The organism is Acidovorax sp. GW835-FHT14G06 (assembly GCF_058793595.1).
In genome coordinates, this window is record NZ_JBXAGA010000008.1 from 69564 (window position 1) to 94642 (window position 25079).

The window sequence follows — 25079 nt, forward strand, 5'->3', positions numbered from 1 at the left end:
GTTCGCGTTTCAACAATCCCGGCATCTTCTTCACTTCACGAGATGCCATGAACCCTACCCACCTTGTTACCCCTTCCACGGCGCGCAGCGCCCTCCTCCTCTCGCGCCGCCACTGGCTGGCCGCCGCAGGCCTGTCCACGCTAGGCGGCGTGCTCACCGCCTGCGGCGGTGGCGACGACGACGGCCCGCGGGAAGCCCACAAGCGGGTGCAGACCCTAGCCCAAGGGCTGGTGAAGCAGGGTGTGGTGGGCGCCGCAGCCGGGTGGGCGGACCCGCGCCAGGTCCGCACAGCCGTCGCGGGGCTGCGCCGCCTGGGTGGCAATGCGCCCCTGGCCACCGGCGACCTGATGGCCATCGGCTCCAACACCAAGGCCATGACGGCCTGCGCGGCCGCGAGCGTGGTGGACCAGGGCCTGCTGCGCTGGGACAGCACGCTGGCCCAGACCTTGCCCGAGCTGGCGCAGAGCGCCCTGCCCGCCTATCAGCAGATCACGCTGCGCGACCTGCTGGACCATCGCGCCGGGGTGATGGGTTTTTCAGCCATCGAAGACGTGGACCTGTTCGTGAATGCAGTGGGCCCCGAGGTGCTGGCGCGCTGGCAGCAACCTGCGGAGGCGGAGGCGTTCTTCCTGCAATGGCTCCTGCGCCAGCCGCCCGTTCGCGGGACGGGCGCGGACCCGGGCTTTGCCTACTCCAATGCAGGCTATGCGCTGGCGGCCCGCATGCTGCGCGCGGCCACGGGCTTGGGGTGGGCGGGTCTGCTGCGCCAGCGCGTGGCCCAGCCCCTGGGCCTTTCGCTCTTTGTGGGAGAGCCGATGCGTGCGGGCAGCCAGCAGCCCGCCGGGCATGAAATCCTGGACGGGCGGCTGCAGCCCCTGCCGCTGGCCGAGGCGCCGGAACGTGTGTGGCTGGAGGTCTTGGACCCGGCAGGCGCCGTGAGCCTGACGGTGGAGGAGGACGCGCGGTGGCTGCAGTGGCATCTGCGGGCGTTGCGCGGCGACGCCACCCCCTTGCCGCGCAGCTACGTGAAGGGCCTGCAGGACCTGGGGCACGCCCCCGCAGGCCGCTATGGCCTGGGTTGGCTGGTGCATGCGGCGCACGGCACGGGCTGGTTGCTGCACAACGGCCAGGACGCGGGCTTTCAGGCGCTGTCGGTGGTCGCACTCGATGGTTCGCGCGCGGGCCTGGCCCACAGCAACATCGCCACGGCGGACAGCATGGGCCTGCTCTACGAAGGGGTCTCCACGCTGGTGGCCTGAGCCCGCCGGGCCTGCGTCGGGTGCTCAGCGCGGATCGTGTGCCAGCAGCCTCTGCACCAGGGTCTTTAGGTCCGCCTGCAGCCGCGCCATGCCCTCGGGCATCTGCGCGAGCGTCTGCTCGTCCATGTAGAGCTTGCGGTTGATCTCGACCTGGATGCTGTGGCGGTGCTGCGCGGGGTTGCCGTAGCGGCGCACCAGCTCCACGCCCTTGTAGGGGTGGTTGTATTCGACGCTGTAGCCGCATGCGCGCAGGTGCTCGCAGATCAGCGCCGACAGCGCCGGGCTGGCCGTGGTGCCGTCGCGGTCGCCGACCACGAAGTCGGCGTGTTCGAGGCCCGGGAACTCGGTGGCAAAGCGCCCGGCCACGGCGGGCATGGAATGACAGTTGAGGTGGATGCTGTAGCCGTGGCGCGCATGGGCTGCATCGATGGCCTGCGCCACTGCCGCGTGGTAGGGGCGCCAGCATTGGTCGATGCGCGCACGCACCTCGGCCACGGTGAGCTGGCGGTTGTAGATGGGTTCACCCTCGTCGGTGAACTTCCAGATCAGGCCCTTGCCCAGGCGCACCTTGCTGAGCACCTTGGGGTCGGTGGAGATGGGGTCGGTCCATTCGCCGTCGATCAGGCTGGTATCCAGCTCGGTGGTGTCGCGGTTGGCATCCAGGTAGATGCGGGGGAAGTGGGCCTCGACCCAGGCCACGCCCAGCGCCGGGGCAAAGGCGTAGATCTTTTCGACGTGCGTGTCTTCCGCACGGCGCAGCGTGGGCAGGTCGCAGGCCGAACCAAAGTCGGCAGGGTACTGGGTGCCGCTGTGGGGCGAGTCGAGCACGAGCGGGGTGTTGCCGGGTACGGCCGTCACCTTGCGGGCGGCAGGGGTGGGCGAGGCCTGCCCGGGTGAACCGGTGACGCCAGGCTGGGCTTGTTCGAAGCGGTGGTGGATCAGTTTCAAGGCTGCATGCATAGGCAGAGTGTGCGCAAAGGAGGGCGGCTGGCCTAGCCGCCCAGACCGGGATGTGACTATGGTTATCCCTGAGACTTTGAAATGGCTCAGGAAGCAGGGGGGCCTGCGTCGTCTCACCATCCCAGCTGTGGCCGTCCCCGGGCCCAGGGCCCGGGGAAATCAGGTCAGTCGAGCACCACCTTGGCGTAGGCCGCCACGCGCTTCATCTTGTCGATCTCGCTGGCGATCTGGGCCGTGAATTCCTTGGGTGTGGTGCCCGAGGGGTAGAGGCCCTGGCCTGCCAGTCGCTCGCGCACGGCGGGCTCCTTGAGCGCCTGGGCAACAGCCTGCTGGATGCGGTCTACCGCCGCAGCGGGGGTGGCGGCCGGGGCCACCAGGCCAAACCATGAAGGCTCGTTGGCCTGCTTGTAGCCCAGTTCGGCGTAGGTGGGCACATCGGGCAACACATCCAGCCGCTCGGGCCACGACACGGCCAGCGCCTTGAGCTTGCCCGATTTGACGTGCGGGAGCGACGAAGCCACCTGGTCAAAGTACACCGCCACCTGGCCCGCCAGCACGTCGTTGATGGCCGGGCCTGCACCACGGTAGGGGATGTGCACCATGGAGGTGCCGGTGCTGCTCTTGAACAGCTCGCCCCACATGTGGCCGATGGTGCCGTTGCCGGGGGTGGCGTAGGACACCTTGCCGGGGTTGGCCTTGAGGTACTTCACCAGTTCGGCAAAGTCCTTGACCGGCAGCACAGCCGGGTTGATCACGATGACGCCGGGGGCCTTGACGATCTCGGTCACGCCGATGAAGTCCTTGGTCGGGTGGTAGGGCAGCTTGGTGTACACGGCGGGGTTCACGCCGTGGGTGGACAGCGTGGCCACGCCTATGGTGAGGCCGTCTGCCGGCGCGCGGGCCACTTCGGCCATGCCGATGGAGCCGCCTGCGCCGCCCCGGTTTTCCAGCACCACGGGCTGCTTGAGGATGCGGGCCAGCGACTCTTGCAGGCTGCGGGCCGTGATGTCCGTAGCGCCCCCGGGTGGGAACGGAACAATGATGCGCAAAGGCTTGCCCTCTTGCGCCAAAGACATTCCGGGAGCGAAAGAGACGGCAGCCAGCGCTGAGAGCAGATGACGGCGTTGCATGGGCGTTTCTCCTATGAGTTGCATTGAGGTTAAAGGATTCAATGCGCTCTACCAAGCAATGGATATGCCTGATAACATTCCCATTTGGAATGATTTGATGACTTAGCATGTCCTCTTTGCGTCGCCTTTCTCCCCCCCTTCACTTGCTGCGGGCGTTTTCCACGGTGACGCGGTTCGGCGGTGTCTCCCGCGCGGCCGAGGCCCTGCACCTCACCCAAAGTGCGGTCAGCAAGCAGATCAAGGAACTGGAGACCTGGATCGGCGTGCCGCTGTTCGAGCGCAGCCGCAAGCGCCTGGCGCTCACCCCCGCCGGCGAGCGCTACGAAAAGGCCGTGCGCGGCGTGCTGGCGCAGCTGGAGGCTGCCACGCTGGAGCTGATCACCAGCGATGACGGTGGGGGGGCGCTGCACCTGTCCAGCCTGCCGACGTTTGCGGCCAAATGGCTCATCCCACGCCTGCCGCAGTTCCAGCAACAGCACCCGCAAATCACGCTGCACTTTGTGCCCTATGTGCATAGCTACGACTTCACCCGCCCCGAGCTGGACTGCGCCATCCTGTTCGGCGACGGCCACTGGCCCGGTGCGCACGCCCACCACATCACGGGCAACGAGGTGGCGCTGATCGCCCCCCGCACCAAGGTGGCCGACTGGCCCATCCACACCCCGCGCGATGTGGCCCGCTACACGCTGCTGCGCCACGTGACCGTGCCCGAGGGCTGGCTGCGCTGGAGCGAGACGCATGGGGTGGAGGGCCTCATCGACCCGCTGGCCGGGCCGCAGTTCGACCAGTTCCAGACCATGATCCGCGCCGTGATGGCGGGCATGGGCCTGGCGTTGGTGCCGCGCTGCCTGGTGCAGGATGAAATCACGGCAGGCCTGGTGCGCGAGCCTCTGCCCGATGCCGACCTGCGCGGCGGTTACCGGAGTGATGTGGGCTACTGGTTCTGCTACCCCGAAGGCCGCACGCAGCTGCACGCGCTGCAGTGCTTCAGGGAATGGCTGCTGGCGTGCGCCGAGCCAATGGGGGCTCAGGCACCCGTATCGCCGCCCGCATAGGCCTCCAGCCCAATGGCCACCACGGTGGCCACGTCTTGGCCCACCTCGGCGCGGAACTCCGCCTCGGCCTGCGCCACTGCATCCCGGAACGCTTGCAGCCACGCCAGGCCGGTGGGCGTGAAGCACACGCGGCGCGCCCGCGCATCCAGCGGGTCGGCCTGGCGCGTGACCAGCCCCCATGCCTCGCACTGGTCCACCAGGTTGGCCATGGCCTGCTTGGTCATGCCCGCGCGCTGGGCCAGGTCGGTCAACCGGTCGCCCTGCAAGGCCAGGTGCCGGGTGATGTGCACGTGTGCAGCCGTCACCTGGTCGCGTGCCGCCAGGTTGGACAGCGCCAGCGGCACCTCCACATTGCGCGCCATGAGCTGCAGTACCCGCGCGTCGAAGCGACGCAGGGCGCTGCCCATCCGGCGGCCTAGGTGGGTTTGGCGCCAGCGGTCATCCGGCCCCGGGGCGGGTGCGGCAGGAGAAAAATTGGTCATGCGGCATTGTCAGGCAAACTGACTAAAAATCGCTTTATCTGGATTTCATTGCTCGCATAAACTACTGTTCAAGCATCCAGCCTGTGATTAACCGCAGAGCGATGCAAGCATCCAACCTGTTGTTTTTCAAGGAGTTTCTCATGGACGTCGCAGTCAAAGGCACCAACCCCGCATTGCCCGTGAACACCGAAAAGGCCAAGGCCCTGGCCGCCGCGCTCGCCCAGATCGAGAAGCAGTTTGGCAAGGGCACGATCATGCGCCTGGGTGAAGGCGAGGTGATCGAGGACATCCAGGTCGTCTCCACCGGCTCGCTGGGCCTGGACATTGCGCTGGGCGTGGGTGGCCTGCCCCGTGGCCGCGTGGTCGAGATCTACGGCCCGGAATCGTCGGGCAAGACCACGCTCACGCTGCAGGTGATCGCCGAGATGCAAAAGCTGGGCGGCACCTGCGCGTTTGTGGATGCCGAACATGCGCTGGATGTGCAGTACGCCCAGAAACTGGGTGTGCAGCTGTCCGACCTGCTGATCAGCCAGCCCGACACCGGCGAGCAGGCGCTGGAGATTGTGGACAGCCTGGTGCGATCGGGTGCCGTGGACCTGATCGTGGTGGACTCGGTCGCCGCGCTCACGCCCAAGGCCGAAATCGAAGGCGAAATGGGCGACGCGCTGCCCGGCCTGCAGGCCCGCCTGATGAGCCAGGCGCTGCGCAAGCTCACCGCCACCATCAAGAAGACCAACTGCATGGTCATCTTCATCAACCAGATCCGCATGAAGATCGGCGTGATGTTCGGCTCGCCCGAAACCACCACCGGTGGCAATGCGCTCAAGTTCTACGCCTCGGTGCGCCTCGACATCCGCCGCACCGGCACCATCAAGAAGGGTGACGAAGCCATCGGCAACGAGACCAAGGTCAAGGTGGTCAAGAACAAGGTGAGCCCGCCCTTCAAGACGGCCGAGTTCGACATCCTGTTCGGCGAGGGCATCAGCCGCGAGGGCGAGATCATCGATATGGGTGTGACGGCCAAGATCGTGGAAAAGAGCGGTGCCTGGTACGCCTACAACGGCGAAAAGATTGGTCAGGGCCGTGACAACGCCCGCGAGTTCCTGCGCGAGAATCCCGACCTCGCCCGTGAAATTGAAAACAAGGTGCGCGAAGGCCTGGGCATTGCGCTGCTGCCTGGCGCACTGCAGGCCCCAGCAGTGGCTGCAGACGAGTGATTTTCGGTTCTGAAGGCAAATAGCCTGCAGGTGCACATTTCATATGCGCTTGCAGCTATTAAAACTATAGCTTTGGATCAGTCATGGGATTCACTGCGCTCTCGCTCAAAGGCCGTGCGCTGCGGCTGCTGAGCCAGCGGGAGCATTCGCGCGCCGAGCTGCAGCGCAAGCTTGCGCCCCATGTGCAGGAGGGCGAAGACCTGGCTGCGGTGCTGGACGACCTGCAGGCCAAGGACTTCATCAGCGAGGCGCGCGTGGTGGAGTCGGTGTTGCACCGGCGCGCTGGGCGCCTGGGTGCGGCGCGCATCCGGCAAGAGCTGCAGTCCAAGGGGTTGGGGGCAGAGGCCGTGCAGCAAGCAGTGGCCCAGTTGCAAGGCAGCGAGCTGGAGCGTGCCCGCGAGGTGTGGCGCCGCAAGTTTGGCGAGCCCGCCGCAGATCCACAAACCCGCGCCAAACACATGCGGTTTTTGCTGGTGCGGGGGTTCTCAGGCGATGTGGTGCGGCGCGCGGTGCTGGGCGCCGACGAGTCTGACGAGGGCTGAGCGCACCACCAGCAAGCGGGGCATCGGCCCCGCTTGGTGACGCCCCTTGAATGGCTACAGGCCCAGCATCAATTGCAGGTTCTGCACTGCAGCGCCACTGGCGCCCTTGCCCAGGTTGTCCAGACGCGCAATGACCACGGCCTGCCGGTACTGCTCGTTGGCAAACACGCGCAGCTCCAGCTTGTTGGTGTCGGTCAGCGTGTCGGCCGCCAGCTTCAAATCGTCGGTGGGCGGCAGCACGCTGACCCACTGCTCGGGCGTGTTGGTGCGGCTGTAGTGACCCGCCAGCGCGTCGTGCAGGTCGCTGGCCTTGGGGGCTCCGGGCAACAGGTCCAGGTGGAGCGGCATCTGCACCAGCATGCCCTGGCGGAAGTTGCCCACCGCAGGGATGAACACCGGGCGGCGTGTGAGCCCTGTGTAGCGCAAGATTTCGGGGATGTGCTTGTGCGTCAGGCCCAGGGCATAGGCTTCATACGGCGCTGCAGTGCCTGCCTCGTAGGCTTCGATCATGGTGCGGCCGCCGCCGGAGTAGCCCGAGACCGAGGGCAGGCTCAATGGGTAGTCCGCAGGAATCAGGCCCGCATCGACCAGCGGGCGCAGCATGGCGATGGCACCGGTGGCGTAGCAGCCGGGGTTGGACACGCGCGTGGCGTCGCGCACCGCTTGCGTCTGCGACGCTGCAAGTTCTGGAAACCCGTACACCCAGCCATCGGCCGTGCGGTGGGCTGTGCTGGCGTCGATCACCTTGACCTTGCGGCCAGAGGTGCGCTCGATCTCGTCCACCATGGCCACGGTGTCACGTGCTGCGTCGTCGTGCAGGCACAGCACCACCAGATCCACACCGGCGATCAGGTCGCGCTTGGCGGCCGGGTCTTTGCGCAACTCGGGCGCAATGCTGACCAGCTCGATCTGCGGCATGGCCTGCAGGCGCTCGCGGATCTGCAGGCCCGTGGTACCGGCTTCGCCATCAATAAAGACTTTGGACATGGAGGTGCTCCTGCAAAAAGGTGGCAGCGTCTGCCGGATAGAAAAGGGGAGATGGGAAGGCTATCAGGCCAGCCCAGGGTGTAAGTTAGGCACAAGGATGGTGCGTTGCAGCATGATACAGTCGCGGGTTGCCATGTCCCAAGCCCGCGGCCAGACATCTGTTCATGGTAAACGGGTAACTACCACCCTTCCCTGAGAGAGACCTCATGAAGATTCACGAATACCAAGGCAAGGAAATCTTGCGCAATTTTGGTGTGCCCGTTCCGCGTGGCATTCCCGCATTCACGGTGCAAGAAGCCGTGGAAGCAGCCCAGAAGCTCGGCGGCCCCGTGTGGGTGGTCAAGGCCCAAATCCACGCCGGTGGCCGTGGCAAGGGCGGCGGCGTGAAGGTTGCCAAGACCATTGACGACGTGAAAGCACGCGCCAGCGAAATCCTGGGCATGCAGCTGGTCACGCACCAGACTGGCGCTGAGGGCCAGAAGGTCCGCCGCCTGTACATTGAAGACGGCGCCGACATCAAGAACGAACTGTATGTGTCGCTGGTCACCGACCGCGCCACGCAGAAGGTCGCCCTGATCGCTTCGAGCGAAGGCGGCATGGACATCGAGGAAGTGGCCCACTCCACGCCCGAGAAGATCATCACCGAGATGATCGACCCGCTGACCGGCATCACCGAAGCGCAGAGCCGCAAGGTGGCAGCAGCCATCGGCCTGACCGGCGCTTCCATCGATCAGGCCGTGGACATCTTCGCCAAGATCTACAAGTGCTACATGGACACCGACGCGTCGCTGGTGGAAATCAACCCCCTGAACTGCGACTCCAAGGGCAACCTGATGGCCCTGGACGCAAAGTTCAACTTTGACGCCAACGCCCTGTTCCGCCACCCAGAAATCGTGGCCTTCCGCGATCTGGACGAAGAAGATCCGGCCGAAGTGGAAGCCTCCAAGTTCGATCTGGCCTACATCAGCCTCGATGGCAACATCGGCTGCCTGGTGAACGGCGCGGGCCTGGCCATGGCCACCATGGACACCATCAAGCTGTTCGGCGGCGAGCCAGCCAACTTCCTGGACGTGGGCGGCGGTGCTACCCCCGAGAAGGTGACTGAAGCCTTCAAGATCATGCTGAAGAACCCCAAGGTCGAAGGCATTCTGGTCAACATCTTCGGCGGCATCATGAAGTGCGACACCATCGCCACCGGCGTGATCACCGCTTGCAAGGCCGTGAACCTGAACGTGCCGCTGGTCGTGCGCATGAAGGGCACGAACGAAGAGCTGGGCAAGAAGATGCTGGCCGAGTCCGGCCTGCCCATCATCGCTGCAGACACCATGGCCGAAGCTGCGACCAAGATCGTTGCTGCCGTCAAGTAAGCCCGGAGAACACACATGTCGATCTACATCAACAAAGACACCAAGGTCATCACCCAGGGCATCACGGGCAAGACTGGCCAGTTCCACACCGAAAAGTGCCAGGAATACGCGAACGGCAAGAACTGCTTCGTGGCGGGCGTGAACCCCAAGAAGGCGGGCGAGTCGATCTTCAACATCCCGATCTACGCCTCCGTCAAGGAAGCCGCCCAGCAGACCGGCGCTACCGTGTCGGTGATCTATGTGCCACCCGCAGGCGCTGCTGACGCCATCTGGGAAGCTGTCGAAGCCGACCTGGACATGGCCATTTGCATCACCGAAGGCATTCCGGTCAAGGACATGCTGATGGTGCGCAACAAGATGAAGGCCAAGGAAGCCGCTGGCGGCAAGAAGACCCTGCTGCTGGGCCCCAACTGCCCTGGCCTGATCACGCCCGACGAAATCAAGATCGGCATCATGCCCGGTCACATCCACCGCAAGGGTCGCATCGGCGTGGTGTCCCGTTCGGGTACGCTGACGTACGAAGCCGTGGCCATGCTGACCGAAGTCGGCCTGGGCCAGTCGAGCGCTGTGGGCATTGGTGGCGACCCCATCAACGGTCTCAAGCACATCGACGTGATGAAGGCTTTCAACGACGATCCCGACACCGACGCCGTGATCATGATTGGCGAAATCGGCGGTCCGGACGAAGCCGAAGCCGCCCAGTGGTGTAAGGCCAACATGAAGAAGCCCATCGTGGGCTTCATCGCTGGCGTCACGGCCCCTCCCGGCAAGCGCATGGGCCACGCTGGCGCGCTGATCTCTGGCGGCGCCGATACGGCCGATGCCAAGCTGGCCATCATGGAAGAGTCGGGTTTCATCATCACCCGCAACCCTTCGGAACTGGGCAAGTTGCTCAAGGCCCAGCTGAAGTAAGCTGGCTGTCGCCGTCCCGTCCGTAAGCACAATTACGGACGCGGTGCGCGGCACAGACCGCTAGACTGGCGGCTCCTACAAAAAGAGAAGCGCTCGGAACTCAGGTTCCGGGCGCTTCTTGCATTCATAACAGTGGAGTCAGTCATGGAGTTTCTGCAAAGCGCCGATTTTTGGATCGGCCTGGTGAAGATCGTCTGGATCAACATCATTCTTTCGGGCGATAACGCGGTGGTCATCGCGCTGGCCGCCCGGTCCCTCCCCCCTCATCAGCAAAAGAAAGCCGTGTTCTGGGGCTCCGGCGCCGCCGTGGTCTTGCGGATTTTGTTGACCGTTGTGGCTGCCAAGCTGCTGGAGCTGTCGTTCCTGCAGATCGTGGGTGGTTGCCTACTGCTGTGGATTGGTTTCCAGCTGCTCAGCGACGACGAGGAGGACGAGGGCGAGTCCAAAACCTATGGCAGCCTGATGGCCGCAGTCCGCACCATCCTCATTGCCGACCTGGTGATGAGCCTGGACAACGTGATCGCCGTGGCGGCCGCAGCCCAGGGCAACGTGGTCCTGCTGGTGTTGGGCTTGGCCATCAGTATCCCGCTGGTGATTTTCGGCAGCACCCTCATGATCAAGCTCATGGAGCGTTTCCCTGTCATTGTGGTGCTGGGCGCTGCGCTGATTGGCTGGGTGGGTGGAGAAACCATCGCCAGCGATGCCATCTTGCATGACTACGCTGTGGCGCACCCCGCGTTGCACTATGTAGCTGCTGCGCTGGGCGCCGCGCTGGTGGTGGGCGTGGGCAAGTTTTGGCGCAAGGGATCGAACAGAGCATCCGCCACCTGAGGGTTGCAACCGGGGGGGCTTGCACGCCGGGACAACACCTCTTGTGGGCCAGCGAGTGACAAAAATGGCATGGCGGTAGCGTCCGGTCCCCGGGTTGCGTGACAAGAACGACAGGTAACTCCACCCCCGCTGCCCATTCGCTGCAAATCCCCACTTTTCAGCCGTCCTGACACCCGGGACTTGATGGGCGCGGTTATTGCTTGAAACCCACCCAATACTGAGTGGAATAACAGCAAGTGGGACGAAAAACCTCGGCGCGGCGGATGGATGGGTGGCGTACCGATGGCTTTTGGGGCGGATTGGTGGCACTGGCCGTAGCGGGCATGTGTGTGGTCACTGGCGCATCGCTGTCGCTCGAACACAAGCTCTACGACGCCGCCGTCCGCACCTCGTCGCCCGCCCCGTTGGCCGACGTGGTGATTGTAGGCATTGACGATGCCAGTCTTGCCTCAGTGGGGCCGTGGCCCTGGTCTCGTGACATTCACGCGCGCCTGATTGATCGCCTGTCAGCAGCTGGCGCTCAAACCGTTGTTTACACCCCCACATTCACACAGCCCCAGAACGACAGGAGCCTGGGCTACCTGAGAAAAATCCGCGAAACCCTTGCCGCTGCACCTGAGGGAGCCGCATTGACGGCCGAGCTGGGGCGTTTGGTGGGGGAGGCGGAAGCTGCGCTCGACGGCGATGCGCGTCTGGCAGCCGCCATCCAGCAGGCGGGCAACGTTTTCTTGGCCTCGCGCTATGAAAGCAGCGGGGCTTCTACACCCCTGCCATCGTACGTGCGTCGCAGCACGGTACCCGACCCGGGTGCTGCTGTGACCCCCTTACAGTCTGCTCAGCACCCCATCGTGTCGTTGGGCGCGGTGGCGGCTGGCGTGGGCCATGTGTATGCAGAGCCCGACCAGGATGGCCGTGTGCGCCAAATTCCGCTGCTTCTTCGCTACGACAGCGTCGGGGTCCCGTCCTTGGCGTTGCTGGCGGCGCAACACAGCCTGCATCTGGGGTTGGGTGATCTCCGCGTGGCGGATGCTCCTGCGGGGCTGCGGCTGGGGGGGCTTAGCATTCCCACGAATGCAGCCGCCGTGCTGCGTCCCCGCTGGCAGGTCGCTGGCGATGGAGTGGGAACCTTCCCTATGCTGTCGGCCGCCGGCGTGCTCGATGGAACCACGCCTGCCAGCAGTCTCCAGGGCAAGATTGTGCTGGTTGGCGAAGTGACGGAAACGCTGGGCGCCCCAGCGGCGCAGTGGGGGGGGCGCGCTGTCTATCCCGTGGAAGTGTTGGCGCAAACCTTGTCGTCCATTCGCCTCGGGCTGGGGGTGATGGAGCCCGGCTGGGCCATGCCCATTTTTTGGCTGGTTTTGGCGCTGGTGGTTTTGTATGTAGTGCTGTTGGCGCCGCGTCTGGCGCGCCCTGTTGGTGTGGGGGTGGGGGCCGCGCTTGTGCTGGCCGCTGTCACCGCCGAATGGACCCTGCTGCGTTATGGAGGCTTTTGGGTTCCGTTGTTGTTGCCTGTTCTTGCCGTACTGGCAGGTGCGACCGTGGTGGCGCTTTTGCACCGCGGACGGCAGGGCGAAGCGTCCGGGCGTTCTGCGGAAGCCGCCGAGGCTGACCGGATGATGGGCCTGGCCCTTCAGGGCCAAGGTCAACTGGATATGGCCTTTGAGCGCCTGCGCAAGGTACCTGCCAGCGGCGCGCTGCTAGACAATCTTTACCATCTGGCGGAAGATTTTGAGCGCAAGCGCCAATTCGCCAAGGCCCAGGCGGTATACGAACACATCCTGCGCCATGACCGTCAATACAAGGACGTGCGAAGCCGCTACAAGCGCGCCAGGGCTCAGGCCCAAAGTATTGCGCAAGCTCCGCTGGGAGTGGCGGACTCTGTGCCGCATGCCAGCCCCGGAACTCCCCGGCTACCAGGCGACGCCACCGTCGGCGTGCCCATGCTGGGACGCTACCAGATTGACCGCGAAATTGGCAAAGGCGCGATGGGGGTGGTTTATCTGGGGCGCGATCCAAAGATTGGCCGGGTGGTGGCCATTAAGACGCTGGCCTTGGGGCAGGAGTTTGAAGGCGACGCCTTGATTGACGCGCGCGCCCGGTTCTTCCGCGAGGCCGAAACTGCTGGCCGATTGCAGCACCCGAACATCGTCACCATTTTTGACGCGGGCGAGGAGCATGACCTTGCCTACATCGCCATGGAGTTCCTCAAGGGTCAGGACCTGACCCATGCCTGCGGTCAGGACGGTTTGCTGCCAGTACCCACTGCGCTCTCCATCGCGGCCCGGGTGGCGGACGCACTGGACTATGCCCATGCTCACAACGTCGTGCACCGCGACATCAAGCCTGCCAACATCATGTTTGATGGCGGGACTGATGCGGTCAAGGTGACGGACTTCGGCATTGCGCGCATCACGGATTCGAGCAAGACTCGCACGGGGCTGGTTCTGGGTACGCCCAGCTTCATGTCCCCCGAGCAGCTGGCCGGAAAGAAGGTCGATGGGCGTTCAGACCTCTATTCGCTGGGCATTACCCTCTTCCAGCTGCTGACGGGCACGCTGCCGCTGCGGGGGGCGTCCATGACCGAACTGATGCACAAGATCGCCAGCGTGGAGGCGCCCGATGTGCGTCAGCTGCGCCCCGAACTCTCAGCCGCTGTGGCCAGGGTCGTGGCTCTGGCGTTGCAAAAGCGCCCAGAGGCGCGCTATCAGACTGGGCGGCAGTTCGCGGAGGATCTGCGGCAGGCCATGGCAGGCAATGCCACATTTAGCCCTGAACCAGTCGTCTATGATGCGGACCGCGATGCAACAGGGCAAGAAATGGCGGATTTTCAGGAAACCGTGATGGAGCCACCCGCTGTGCGGGGTGCGGCAGCCCCGCCAATTTCAGGCGCCCCATGACGCACGCCCCACATCCATGACCTACGAATTTTTTGCGCGGACCGATAAGGGACGTGTGCGTTCCAATAACGAAGACGCGGTGGCTGTCGACCGCGACGCACAGGTCGCCATCCTGGCCGATGGAATGGGCGGCTACAACGCCGGCGAAGTGGCCAGCGGCATGGCCACCACCTTCATCCGCACTGAAATGGCCCGTTGGCTGGCCCAGGCCGGAACCAGCCCGCAGTCCACCGATGTGCGCCGCGCGCTCGAAATTTGTGTTGAAAATGCCAACCACGCCATTTTGGGGGCCTCCCTTTCCAATCCCCAATACGCGGGCATGGGCACCACGCTGGTGGTTGCCGTGTTCCAAGGTAGCCGCCTGATCCTGGGGCACATTGGAGATTCGCGCTGCTATCGGCTGCGCGATGGCGCCTTGCAGCAAATCACCCGTGACCATTCCTGGCTGCAGGAGCAGGTGGATGCGGGGTTGCTGACTTCCCAGCAGGCAGCGCTTTCTGCCAACCGCAACCTTGTGACGCGGGCCCTGGGGGTGGAGCCCAATGTGCTGATGGAAGTCAACGAGTTCCAGGTGGCGCCGAATGATCTGTTCCTGCTGTGCTCCGATGGGCTCACCGACATGGTGTCCGATTCGGACCTGGCGGAGCTGGTGCGGGCGCCCATGCCTTTGGAGGAAAAAGCGACACTGCTCATTGACACCGCCAACGCCAACGGCGGTCGTGATAACGTGAGCGTGCTGCTGGTGCAGGCTGCCGCAGGAGGCAAAAAGCGCGGCCTCATGTCCCGATTGCTAGGGGCCTCTTGAACGGCCCGAACTACAACAATTCATCACATCAGGAGTGGATCATGCCGAGAATGATCGTTTCAATCGACGGCGTTGTCATCAAGGAAGTGCAGCTGACCAAGGAGCGGACCACGCTGGGTCGGCGTCCCTACAACGACATCGTGATCGACAATCTTGCGGTGAGCGGTGAGCATGCCGTGCTCCATATGGTGGGACAGGATGTGGAGATTGAGGACTTGGGCAGCACCAACGGCACATATGTGAACGCCAAGGCCGTCAAGCGCCAGGAGTTGCGTAGTGGCGATACGGTGGAGGTGGGCAAGTACAAGATCCGGTTCCTGCAAGATGCCGAAGGCCAGAACTTCGAGAAGACCATGATCTTCAAACCCGGTATGGTGCCGCCCTCCGTGGCTGCTGCCAGACCCGCCCCGGCGGCCCCAGCGCCCGCGCCGATTTCGGCCGTGATTCGGGTCATGTCCGGTGCTGCAGCGGGGCGTGAAGTGTCGCTGCAGAAAGTGGTGACCACCATTGGTAAGCCGGGTGTGGCTGTGGCTTCCATCACCAAGCGACACCAGGGTTTTGTCTTGGCCCATGTCGAAGGTCCTGACATGCCGCTGCTCAACGGCTCTGCCATTGGTGCTTCGCCCGTTCCTCTCAAGCACGGTGATCGCCTGGAGCTGGCCGGCACAGAGATGCAGTTCGAGCAAAGCTGACATCCCGGACAGGGCTCGCATCATCACTGCTGGCCCTTGTTGACCTGAACCCTTTATTCCTGCGCGCGGACCTATGCTGCAGTCCCTGTCGCATCTGTTCCGCCGACGTTGGCAACGCATTGCAGTCACGCTGATACCGCTGGTTTTTGCGTTGCTGCACGTGGCTGACGTGCTCCACCTGCAGGTATTGGAGCGACTGGACAACATCATCTACGACACCCGCTTGCGGGTGACCATGCCGCGAACGCTGGATGAACGGATCGTCATCGTCGATATCGACGAGAAGAGCCTGGGCCGCGTGGGGCAATGGCCCTGGCGCAGGGACAAGATGGCCGCGCTGGTACGCGAACTGTTTGAGCGCCAGCAAGTGTCGGTGTTGGGGTTTGACGTTCTGTTCGCAGAGGCCGATGAAAGTTCGGGCCTCTCCACTTTGCAACAACTGGCGCAGGGCCCTCTGCGCGGCCAGCCTGCCTTCAAGGAACAACTGGAACGCCTGGCGCCATCGCTGGACTATGACACCCTTTTTGCGCAGGCCCTGCACGGGCAACCGGTGGTGTTGGGTTACTACCTATCGGGCGAAGACCGCGACGGCATTACGAAAGGAATGTTGCCAGACCCCGCCCTACCGGTGGATCGCTTGCGGGGATTGCCCCTTGGGGCAACTACGTGGCGTGGGTACAGCAGCAACATCGAGGCCTTGACGCGCGCGGCACCGGCTGCAGGGTTCTTCAATTCGATCACGGACGAGGATGGGGTCGTGCGCTCCCTACCCCTGTTGGCCGAGTACCAGGGTCAGTATTACGAATCGCTGGCGTTGGCCATGTTTCGCACCGCCATCGGTCTGCCCGAGATTCATCCGGGCTTTGTGAACCCCATGCCCTCCGGGACGCACGATTTGCTCCAGAGCATCGTGTTGCGCCAGGATGGTCGCACGCTGGCGCTCCCCGTAGACCAGCAACTGGCCACCCTCATTCCTTATCGGGGACCGGGAGATGCCAAAGGTGGCTCCTTTAGGTACATCTCAGCGTCGGACGTTCTGGATGGCGTGCTCCCACCCGGCCAACTCAAGGATCAATTGGTGCTGGTTGGCTCGACAGCACCTGGCTTGTTGGATTTGCGCGTGACTCCGGTGGGCAGAGCATACCCAGGCGTTGAGGCACACGCCAACGTGTTGTCGGCATTCCTGGATGGCAAGAGCATTGTTCGGCCCGACTATGCCGCCGGGTTCGATGTGCTGCAGCTCCTTTGCGCAGGGTTGTTGCTGGCGGTGGCGTTACCGCTCTTGTCGGCATCGTCTGCGATCTTGCTGAGCGCTGGCGTGGTTTCTGCGCTCGTGGGGTTGAACCTGTGGATGTACATCGCGCAGGGTTTGGCGTTGCCGCTGGCTACGGCAGTTGTGATGGCTATGCTGGCCTTTGCCCTCAACATGGCATACGGTTATTTTGTGGAGAGCCGCTCCAAGCGCGAGCTCGCAGCGCTGTTCAGCGCCTATGTGCCGCCAGAGCTCGTGGCAGAGATGGTCAAGCAGCCTGAGCACTACAGCATGCAGGCCACCAACCGGGAGCTGACGGTGATGTTCTGCGATATGCGCGGCTTCACTGCCATGTCCGAACGGATGGAGCCGTTGCAATTGCAAGGCCTGCTGAATGAGGTGTTCAGCAAACTCACCCACATCATCCGCAGCCACCGGGGCACGATTGACAAATACATGGGCGACTGCGTCATGGCCTTTTGGGGGGCTCCCGTGGCCACGCCAGACCATGCGCAGTTGGCGGTGACTGCGGCCCTGGAAATGTCCCAGGCGATTGGACAAATCAATGCCAACCATCGCCAGCGTGGCCTGCCCGAGATTGGGGTGGGCATTGGGCTCAATACCGGCGTCATGTGTGTGGGTGACATGGGCTCTGATATCCGTCGCAGCTACACGGTTATCGGCGATGCGGTCAACCTTGGCTCCCGCCTGGAGGGGCTATCCAAGCACTACGGCACTCCCATCGTGGTGAGTGAGTCCGCCATGCAGCTGGCACCTCAGTTTGTGTGGCAAGCGATGGACCGTGTACGCGTCAAAGGCAAGGCACAGGCCGTTCCCATTTACCAGCCACTCGTACCCCAAGTTGAACTATCCGCTGGACTCTCCGAAGAACTGTTGGTATGGGAGGGTTTTCTACGTGCCTACGCAGCCCAGGAATGGGCACAATGCGACAAACTGATGGTGCAGTTGAGAGGTCTCAGACCTCACTGCATTCTGTACGAGTTATATGCAGCACGGGTCGAAGGCCTGCGTGGGTTACCTTTCAACCCAGACTGGGACAGCGCCACCAATTTCGACACCAAGTAGAAAGCTTCACATGAAGGTTCGCGTGCTGGGATGCTCCGGTGCCATTGCCAAGGACTGTCGCACCACATCGTTCTTGATTGGCGACAGCATCTTGCTCGATGCAGGCACTGGCGTGGGCGACCTCAAGCTGGAAGAGATGGGCAAGATTGACCATGTGTTGCTGACCCATTCCCACCTGGACCATATCGCCGCTCTACCTCTGATGCTCGACGCGGTGTCGTCCCTGCGCCGTCGCCCGGTTCAGGTGCACGCACTGGCTGCCACCATCGCGGCGTTGCAGACGCATGTGTTCAACAACGTCATCTGGCCGGATTTCAGCGCCATACCATCCGCTGCATCCCCATTTTTGCAATACCAGACCTTCGTGTCCGGTGATGTGCTGAGCATTGCAGGAACACAGATCGAGGTTCTGCCCGCCCATCACACCGTGCCTGCCGTGGGGTTTGCGGTGCGAGGTGATTCAGGTTGGTGGGTGTTCAGTGGGGATACCGAACGCAACCCTTCGTTCTGGAAACGCGTCAATGCACTTCCGGTAGCTTGCCTAGTAATCGAAACCGCCTTCAGTAACCGCGAACGTGATCTGGCTCACCGCAGCCTTCACCTGTCGCCCGAGACCCTGGCGCAGGAACTGGCGCTCATCCCGGGAACTCACCGATACCCCATCTACATCACCCATACCAAGCCGTCGGAGACCTCGCTCATCATGGACGAGATCAAACAGCTCGACTGCACTACAAGCACCCATCACAGCGTGAATGACATCCGTTGGTTGACTGCGGGGCAGACGATGCAGGTGTGAGGCGCTTGCGCTTTGTGGTGACAATACTGGGCGACAAAAATGTAAGTTCGAGAGTGATCCGAGGCGGTTTGTCGTGCCAACTTGGGTGTCCGTGGTTGGTCCCGGTGGGTGGGTTTGTTAACAATGCTGCAAGCAGAGTCTTTTGGGAAACGTTGTTCGAAAAGTTCTTGACTTTTGATGTTGTAGTCGGGGCGAGGACAGGCACTTGGCCTGTTCATAGGGATCAGTAGCGGTTTGAGCTGATGATTGCCCGCCACTAGTAAGCAGGCACGGCGTTTGCATAACTACTCAGCATTTGCAACTTTTCCTAGGAGTTCTTCATGAAGCGTTCTATCCAAAAGGGTTTTACCCTGATCGAATTGATGATCGTTGTTGCGATCATCGGTATTTTGGCCGCCGTGGCTCTGCCTGCCTACCAAGACTACACTATCCGCGCTAAGGTGTCGGAAGCTATCTTGGCTGGTTCCGCTTGCCGCACTAGCATCACTGAAACCATTCAAACCATTTCCAGCTCGGTGCTGCCTGCTGCCAATACTTGGGGCTGCGAACAAAATACCGCCCAAACTGCTGCCAGCGCTCCAACCAAATACGTTCTGTCTATCCTTACGACCGATACTGGCGCTGTTACCATCACGACGACTGCTGAAGCTAGCCTGAAGGAAGCCGCTAGCACGAAGATCGTCATGACGCCCTACGTGAGCGACACCGTGGCAATCGCCAACACCGATATCAACAAAGTCGTCTTCAAATGGAAGTGCGGCCCTGCGGCTACAACTGGCATGCCAGCCAAGTACCTGCCAGGCTCTTGCCGCGGCTAATATTCTGTCTCTGCTTGACTAGCAGAAGACCTGATTAAAACGGTGCGCTTAATGGCGCACCGTTTTTTTTTAATTTCACTTTTTGAGAATGAGGAATCTGGTGAAAGAGAAATTGATGCTGTGGGTGGCTTCGGTATTGTGTCTAAGCTTTCTGATACCCAACCACTATTCACCTTGGCTCAGTTTTCACCAAGAATTGGCAGCTGCAATAGCCTTTGCTCCTTTGCTGGCCTGGGCGTGCACTAGGCTTGCACCATTTCCCAAAATGGCGATGGGAGCAGCTGTATTAGCTCTGGTCCCCCTCTTACAGCTTGCAAGTGGGCAGCTCTATTTCGCAACCGATGGATGGATGTCCAGCCTTTATCTGCTAGGGTTTGCCCTGGCCATTTACTCAGGTGCTTTGTGCTCTCAGTCACACACATTCAACGGTGCGCCAAATCAATCAGGAAACACCCACATCGCGCGTGATCTGAGTGCCAATGAGGTACTGTGGGTTGCGCTACTAATGGCGGCGTTGTGCTCGGCGGGGCTGGCTTTTCACCAATGGCTCATGCCAAGCTACCAAGGAATCTATATCGCAGAAATCCCTCCGCAAAGCCGCCCCTTTGCCAATCTGGCGCAACCGAATCAGTTGGCTACCTTGCTGCTCCTTGGTATTTCGGGCCTTTTACTTTTATGGGAAACCCGCCGACTGCGCTTGCCTTTCGCAATGGCGGTCGCGTTCCTACTTTTGTGGGCCTTGGTGATGACGGGGTCAAGGACGGTTTTTATGGCTCTCCTTTGGCTGCTGCCAGCATATGCATTGATGCGGCGCCGATGCACGCTACGAACAACACCAGCGGCGCTAACGGCGGGTGTCGCGTTTTATTTCTTCATGACATGGCTCTGGCCATTACTGAGCGACTGGCTGCTCCTTGATTCAGGCAATAACACGGCGCTTGAACGAATGGGCACGATCGGAATTCGGAAGGTATTTTGGCTCTCCATGTTGGATGCCATCGATCGGGCTCCGTGGATTGGCTACGGGTGGGGGCAAGTCAGCATTGCGCAAGTGGCGGTCACACTCGACCACAGAGCCACATATGCGTTGTTCGAAAGTGCCCACAATCTGTTTATTGACCTTGCGCTTTGGAATGGACTACCGATAGCGCTATTGGTTTTGGCCGGAATCGGGGCTTGGTTCTTGGACCAAGCGCGCCGTTGCAACAATGCAATGAGATGGGCCACACTGGTTGGAGTGGCGATGGTCTTCAACCACGCGATGGTGGAGTACCCCTTGAACTATGCTTACTTTTTATTGCCCGTTGGATTTTTTATTGGCGCACTGTCCTATTCTAAAAATCCATCAACGCAACTAACGAAATTCGCTGCAAGCCCAAAAGCGATGAAATTAGGACTTTTGGTTGTAGGTAGCTTGATGTCCGTATTAACAATTTTAGTGGTTATCGAGTATTTTCCAATAGAGGAAGACTGGCGCCTGATGCGGTTTCAGGAGGCTCGTATTGGGGATCTTGGAGTCGAAGAACCCAAGCCGCCAGCGCTGGTTCTTGATGGTCTTCAACAATTCTTGCGCGTCTCACGCAGCCAGGCGGAACCGGGCATGTCAGTCGATGAGCTAGACACAATGCGTCGCATTTCGGAGCGATTTGCCTACGCGGCCCCGATGTTCAAGTATGCGCTGGCTCAAGCGCTCAACCATCAACCAGAAAATGCCCTGACAACGCTACGAAAAATGTGCTCCATGCAAGCCGAGAGCGTGTGCCTCCGCGCAAAAAACCATTGGGAAGAGCTTGGCAGGAATGAGCACCCAGAATTGGCAAATCTGCCTTTCCCAAGCTACAGTATAAGTCGCTGAGTGAGAGTTTATATCCCCCGCCCCAGTGAAGTCACCTTTTGAGCGAAGGCATCGACTGCGTAGGGGTCGCTAAAAAGACGAGCGCGGCGTGTACTGATTTGTTGTCTCACGCTATCTCGGCGTGCGCTACTTGCACATAGATTTTCAACCAGCGCTGCGTAATCACTCATCGAATTGGCAATCCACTCATCAAGTCCAAGTTGCCGCAAGATACCGCTTGCAAATCTGCCTCGCATAAACTGCCCATCCCATGCCACAATGGGAGTACACCGCTCGATGGCCTGCATTGCAGTGTTAAACCCGGAAAAACCGACAGTGTCAAGATAAACATCAGCGCGATCCAGTAAGGCAAAAAAGTTTGCCTGCGATAGCCAAGGGATAAACCGCACATGGGTATAAAAATTCAGGCCAGCTTCCTCAAATTTTTTACGGAGACGCGCTTCGAGCAAAGCCGACAGAGGCTCAGGCTTCGCGCGAAAGAAAACCAGCTTGCAGGGCTGGCAACGTTTCGCGATATCGATCCATAATTCATCGCTTTGCGGAGAGTATTTGAAAGGCGTACCGGCGCACAGTAAAATTCGATCAGCGCTGCCAATACCCCATTGCGTTAAGTCAATTGGGGTAGGTTTCAGCGCGAATGGGTGATAGCAGCACCCAATGCCAGGCAACTCGAAAAGTTCCTCGGTGTAATTTGCATCAGCATCTTGTGGCTCCAGAGCCTTGGCGCTGACAAAAACATCCATGGTCGGCAAACCGGTGGTAATAGGATGCCCCCAACTGGCAAGTTGTACTGGCGCCAATCGCAAGGAGGCTAATCGCACAGTCGTTGAATCCATGCCAATCTCTGGATACGCCAAGACATCGATACGGGCGTCTGAAATCACCTTGGCCCATGCCACCCAATCCCCCTCAGCATAATAAAAACGAGTGGCTCTTCGCGCTGCCAATTCCGTCTGAGCGTCCCGTCCAGTTCCCGTATGAAAAATATGAATCTCAAACCGAGTGGGATCGAGATGCTCCACCCATCCTCGCACAATGGCACGCCAGACAGAATGCTCATGAATATGTGCCGACACAATACCAATTTTGCATTTTGAGCCAGTACTCCGAACAGGTGTCGGCACCCCCACTTTGCGTGCCCACACCCCCATGAGAGATGTGCACAATTCGCCATACTGTGACAATACCGCACGGTGATCTTGCGGAATGTAAGCAAGGTAGTAGGGTTGCTGGGCACCAACAGCCTTGTAGGCATCAGTCGGACGATGGACCCGAAACCAGGCTTTTAATTTGTCCAGCTCTTTCCCAAACGCACCTACAGCATTATTTTGTTCCTCATCAGACTGCGGTACAGCGGGTAACTGGGCCATGGCATGGCCCCATCTGGCCTGCACGTAGTTGGCATTGATCCGAAGGGCTGCCTGGTAGGCTTTTCGTGCTGTCGCTGCATCGCCAAGCCCCATGGATGCATTGCCCAGCCAATATTGCGCATCTGCCTGCTTGGGATTTGTGCTCAGCGTGCTTTGAAGCCAGTGGCTAGCCTCTTCCCACATTCTCTGATTCACACGGATCATTGCCAAATTGAACGCAGCCTCGTCGATATCCGGCTTTAGTCGCAAAGCGTGTTCAAGATACCTGACAGCCTCCTCATTGCGACCCCGATCTTTCAAGAGACTACCCAGATTGACCAGAGCATCTACATAGTCAGGACGAGATGAAACAGCGTAGCGATAATGCTTTTCTGCCGGATCCAGTTCTCCACGAACACGAAACAAGTTGCCGAGGTGAAACTGCGCTTCCGCCAAAGAAGGATCGCGGGTCACCGCCGACTGCAATAGTTTCATGCCATCTTCCTCTTGCCCACTGGCAAGCGCTAGTTTGGCGAGATTCAAACTGGCCATCGCGTGACCAGGAGCCGCCTCAAGAGCCCGATGGAATGCAGCGGCAGATGCTTTCTTGCCTCGACCTGAGATCAACAGCGCTTGACCGAGCGCGACATGTATTTCAGCGTTCGAAGGGTGCAACGATGCCGCTCGCTCCAAAACACGCAGACTATCGACCTTGCGCCCCCGCTCCAAGGCGATAAGGCCTTGCACCAGAAGGCCATCGGGATGATCTGGTTCGATTGCCAATTGCGCTAATGTCGCTTGCTCGGCTTCGGCGACCTGTCCCGCCAAGTACAAGGCCCAAGGCCCGATAGGCGCCAGCACAGGTTCGCCCTCGGATGAGATACGCGCCTCCGCTGCGGACAATGAAGCTGCACTTCTGGGGGAAGCCCATTTTTTTTTGAGCCACGCCAGCATCATTTGGGATGCGTCTGCGTCGACGTAAGTGCTACGAGACGAACAACGTCATACGCAAAAGACTTACTGAAGCTTTCAGGGTAACCAGCTGCCAGAAGGCCATCTTGCAGCCGGCCCCCCAACTTAGCCTTTTGATAAATGTTCAATCGATGGTTGTCGACAAGCTGCTGGGCATGGCTCCGGACCTTGTCATCAATACGGGTACGTGCCTTCTCTGCTTGCTTGGATTGCGTGTCCAAATGCTGCGGAGGAAGTCCTTTCACCAACTCTCGCACCACGAGAATTGCAAAGGTATCTACGTCAGAGGTGTTGAAAAAGTTACCAAACATTGAAAATTTGCTCATGCATAACTACAAACTTTACGCAACCCGCGGCCTGAGAAATGTGACCGTGAATGTCAATTCGTGATCTCAGGAAACAGTATGCGCAGGTAGCCGCCCTTCTCTGTGAGATCAAGCCACCCCGAATTTTTGCGTCAAAATTTGCTTTACTACCGGTGACCCTCAAGGCGCAATAAAACTACCCGATTTGCCACCGTGTTTTTCTGCCACGTGCACGCCGTGGATGGACATGCCCCGATCCACGGCCTTGCACATGTCGTAAATGGTAAGGAGCGCTATTTGCACAGCTGTGAGGGCCTCCATCTCGACGCCAGTGGGGCCCACCGTTTCTACGGTTGCAGTGCAAAATATGCCGATAGCGCCTAATCCGCGAGCACTGGCAGCTTCGAATTCAATAGCAACATGGGTCAAGGCGAGAGGGTGACACAGCGGGATCAAGTCGCTCGTTTTTTTGGCCGCCTGGATACCTGCAATGCGTGCGATGCCCAGCACATCGCCCTTTTTGGCGTTTCCTGCTTCAATCAATGCCAGTGTTTCTGGCTGCATTTCAATCCGCCCACTGGCAATGGCAATACGGTGGGTGGCGGATTTCGCGGCCACATCGACCATGTGGGCTTGGCCTTTGGTATCAAAGTGGGTGAGGGCGGACATGAGGTAAAAACGCGGTTAGAGGCAATTGCTCATTGAACATTCATCAGACGGAGACATCATACGGCTATGCAGAAGTGGAGAGGGCGCCTCCGCGCCAGTGGCATTCATCTGGGCGTCAGCCTTTGTATTGCGGCTTTGGCTGCTGTCCTGGTGTTTGGAGTTTGGTACCCGTACCCCTACCGAGAGATTTCTGGGGGGCGGGCGCTTTTTGTCTTAGTGACAGGTGTGGACGTGATCATGGGGCCTCTAATTACTTTGATCATTTTCAACCATACAAAACCCAGGCGTGAGCTTGCCACCGACCTCACCATCGTGGGCTTGCTCCAGGTCGCAGCGTTGAGTTACGGTTTGTGGACCGTGTTTGTGGCAAGGCCCGTACATCTCGTTTTTGAATACTCACGCATGAGCGTTGTTCATGCGATTGACGTGGACGGCGAACTGCTGAGCAAGGCCCCTACTTCATTGCAAAAGCTGCCGATCACAGGTCCAACGACAATCGCATTACGTCCCTTCAAAGACGCGGCAGAGCAGTTTGACTCCACCATGGCAGCTATAGGCGGTGCGCCGCTCTCGGCGCGGGCCGATCTTTGGCAGCCCTATGGAGACAGCACCAGAGATATCTTGACGGTAGCTAAACCGGCCAGCGAATTAATCGCTCGCTTTCCCAATGATTTGGCATTGATCGCTCGCGCCATCGAGCAAACTGGCAGAACCGTCGCCCAATTGCGCACCCTGCCACTGGTTGGTCGCGATAACGCGTGGACCGTGCTACTTGACGAAGCTACTGCCGAGCCTCTGGGATTCCTTCCCCTCGACTCGTTCTGATTTCATTTCCGAT

22 protein-coding genes are annotated in these 25079 nt (G+C 60.6%); 15 read left to right on the plus strand and 7 right to left on the minus strand.

Annotated elements, in window-relative coordinates; translation table 11 throughout:
- The first annotated feature begins 47 nt into the window (after positions 1–47).
- Positions 48–1259, plus strand: a complete 1212-nt coding sequence (locus AC1Q64_RS15460; RefSeq protein WP_492251949.1) for a serine hydrolase domain-containing protein — start codon at positions 48–50, stop codon at positions 1257–1259.
- Between the two features lie 24 nt (positions 1260–1283).
- On the opposite strand, the gene AC1Q64_RS15465 is transcribed toward AC1Q64_RS15460, so the two are convergent.
- Together AC1Q64_RS15465 and AC1Q64_RS15470 are read right to left on the minus strand one after the other, a co-directional pair.
- Positions 1284–2219 (minus strand): N-formylglutamate amidohydrolase, encoded by a 936-nt coding sequence (locus AC1Q64_RS15465; RefSeq protein WP_492251950.1) that lies wholly within the window; start codon positions 2217–2219, stop codon positions 1284–1286.
- A 164-nt stretch (positions 2220–2383) separates the two neighbouring features.
- Entirely contained in the window at positions 2384–3349 is a 966-nt protein-coding gene (locus AC1Q64_RS15470) for a tripartite tricarboxylate transporter substrate binding protein BugE (RefSeq protein ID WP_492251951.1), read from the minus strand.
- Positions 3350–3456: 107 nt separating this feature from the next.
- Here AC1Q64_RS15470 and AC1Q64_RS15475 point away from each other — a divergent pair, with 107 nt between their 5' ends.
- The gene (locus AC1Q64_RS15475; protein WP_492251952.1) at positions 3457–4404 is read left to right on the plus strand and encodes a LysR substrate-binding domain-containing protein; all 948 of its coding nucleotides are present in this window, start codon (positions 3457–3459) and stop codon (positions 4402–4404) included.
- Here the strand turns inward: AC1Q64_RS15475 and AC1Q64_RS15480 are convergent.
- Entirely contained in the window at positions 4377–4886 is a 510-nt protein-coding gene (locus AC1Q64_RS15480; RefSeq protein WP_492251953.1) for a MarR family winged helix-turn-helix transcriptional regulator, read from the minus strand. The two genes, AC1Q64_RS15475 and AC1Q64_RS15480, sit on opposite strands and share 28 nt — an antisense overlap.
- A 140-nt stretch (positions 4887–5026) precedes the next feature.
- On the opposite strand from AC1Q64_RS15480, the gene recA reads away from it, so the two are divergent.
- Complete coding sequence (recA, locus tag AC1Q64_RS15485) at positions 5027–6103, plus strand: recombinase RecA (RefSeq protein ID WP_492251954.1); 1077 nt, start codon at positions 5027–5029, stop codon at positions 6101–6103.
- A gap of 83 nt (positions 6104–6186) precedes the next feature.
- Positions 6187–6645 carry a recombination regulator RecX gene (gene recX / locus AC1Q64_RS15490; protein WP_492251955.1) on the plus strand — a complete coding sequence of 153 codons (459 nt, stop codon included), beginning with the start codon at positions 6187–6189 and terminating at the stop codon, positions 6643–6645.
- A 54-nt stretch (positions 6646–6699) separates the two neighbouring features.
- On the opposite strand, the gene argC is transcribed toward recX, so the two are convergent.
- On the minus strand, positions 6700–7632 hold the full coding sequence (gene argC / locus AC1Q64_RS15495; RefSeq protein ID WP_492251956.1) for an N-acetyl-gamma-glutamyl-phosphate reductase: 933 nt from the start codon (positions 7630–7632) through the stop codon (positions 6700–6702).
- 206 nt (positions 7633–7838) lie between these two features.
- Between argC and sucC the strand changes: the two genes are divergently transcribed.
- The 10 genes from sucC to AC1Q64_RS15545 all read left to right on the plus strand — a co-directional run bounded on the left by sucC (position 7839) and on the right by AC1Q64_RS15545 (position 20946).
- The gene (gene sucC, locus AC1Q64_RS15500; RefSeq protein WP_121508197.1) at positions 7839–8999 is read left to right on the plus strand and encodes an ADP-forming succinate--CoA ligase subunit beta; all 1161 of its coding nucleotides are present in this window, start codon (positions 7839–7841) and stop codon (positions 8997–8999) included.
- A 15-nt stretch (positions 9000–9014) separates the two neighbouring features.
- Positions 9015–9911 (plus strand): succinate--CoA ligase subunit alpha, encoded by an 897-nt coding sequence (gene sucD, locus AC1Q64_RS15505; RefSeq protein ID WP_056056609.1) that lies wholly within the window; start codon positions 9015–9017, stop codon positions 9909–9911.
- A 144-nt stretch (positions 9912–10055) separates the two neighbouring features.
- Positions 10056–10742: a TerC family protein gene (locus AC1Q64_RS15510; RefSeq protein WP_492251957.1), complete on the plus strand. Its 687-nt coding sequence runs from the start codon at positions 10056–10058 to the stop codon at positions 10740–10742.
- A gap of 236 nt (positions 10743–10978) precedes the next feature.
- A complete protein-coding gene (locus tag AC1Q64_RS15515) occupies positions 10979–13639 on the plus strand; it encodes a CHASE2 domain-containing serine/threonine-protein kinase (protein WP_492251958.1) in 2661 nt (886 codons plus the stop codon).
- A 16-nt stretch (positions 13640–13655) separates the two neighbouring features.
- Positions 13656–14444 carry a Stp1/IreP family PP2C-type Ser/Thr phosphatase gene (locus AC1Q64_RS15520; protein ID WP_291433437.1) on the plus strand — a complete coding sequence of 263 codons (789 nt, stop codon included), beginning with the start codon at positions 13656–13658 and terminating at the stop codon, positions 14442–14444.
- 41 nt (positions 14445–14485) lie between these two features.
- A complete protein-coding gene (locus tag AC1Q64_RS15525) occupies positions 14486–15136 on the plus strand; it encodes an FHA domain-containing protein (protein ID WP_492251959.1) in 651 nt (216 codons plus the stop codon).
- Positions 15137–15209: 73 nt separating this feature from the next.
- Positions 15210–17474: a CHASE2 domain-containing protein gene (locus tag AC1Q64_RS15530; RefSeq protein ID WP_492251960.1), complete on the plus strand. Its 2265-nt coding sequence runs from the start codon at positions 15210–15212 to the stop codon at positions 17472–17474.
- 10 nt (positions 17475–17484) lie between these two features.
- The gene (locus tag AC1Q64_RS15535; RefSeq protein WP_291433431.1) at positions 17485–18273 is read left to right on the plus strand and encodes an MBL fold metallo-hydrolase; all 789 of its coding nucleotides are present in this window, start codon (positions 17485–17487) and stop codon (positions 18271–18273) included.
- A 320-nt stretch (positions 18274–18593) separates the two neighbouring features.
- Positions 18594–19091, plus strand: coding sequence for a pilin (locus tag AC1Q64_RS15540; protein WP_291433429.1), 498 nt, complete (start codon positions 18594–18596; stop codon positions 19089–19091).
- A 100-nt stretch (positions 19092–19191) separates the two neighbouring features.
- The gene (locus AC1Q64_RS15545; protein ID WP_291433427.1) at positions 19192–20946 is read left to right on the plus strand and encodes a PglL family O-oligosaccharyltransferase; all 1755 of its coding nucleotides are present in this window, start codon (positions 19192–19194) and stop codon (positions 20944–20946) included.
- A gap of 8 nt (positions 20947–20954) precedes the next feature.
- On the opposite strand, the gene AC1Q64_RS15550 is transcribed toward AC1Q64_RS15545, so the two are convergent.
- From AC1Q64_RS15550 to moaC, 3 genes are all read right to left on the minus strand, one after another.
- Positions 20955–23252 carry a tetratricopeptide repeat protein gene (locus AC1Q64_RS15550; RefSeq protein ID WP_492251961.1) on the minus strand — a complete coding sequence of 766 codons (2298 nt, stop codon included), beginning with the start codon at positions 23250–23252 and terminating at the stop codon, positions 20955–20957.
- Positions 23249–23593, minus strand: a complete 345-nt coding sequence (locus tag AC1Q64_RS15555) for a hypothetical protein (RefSeq protein WP_291433424.1) — start codon at positions 23591–23593, stop codon at positions 23249–23251. The genes AC1Q64_RS15550 and AC1Q64_RS15555 overlap by 4 nt, the downstream gene beginning before the upstream one ends.
- A gap of 159 nt (positions 23594–23752) precedes the next feature.
- Entirely contained in the window at positions 23753–24241 is a 489-nt protein-coding gene (gene moaC / locus AC1Q64_RS15560) for a cyclic pyranopterin monophosphate synthase MoaC (protein WP_291433422.1), read from the minus strand.
- Between the two features lie 66 nt (positions 24242–24307).
- Here moaC and tfpZ point away from each other — a divergent pair, with 66 nt between their 5' ends.
- On the plus strand, positions 24308–25066 hold the full coding sequence (gene tfpZ / locus AC1Q64_RS15565) for a TfpX/TfpZ family type IV pilin accessory protein (RefSeq protein ID WP_291433420.1): 759 nt from the start codon (positions 24308–24310) through the stop codon (positions 25064–25066).
- Positions 25067–25079: the final 13 nt, after the last annotated feature.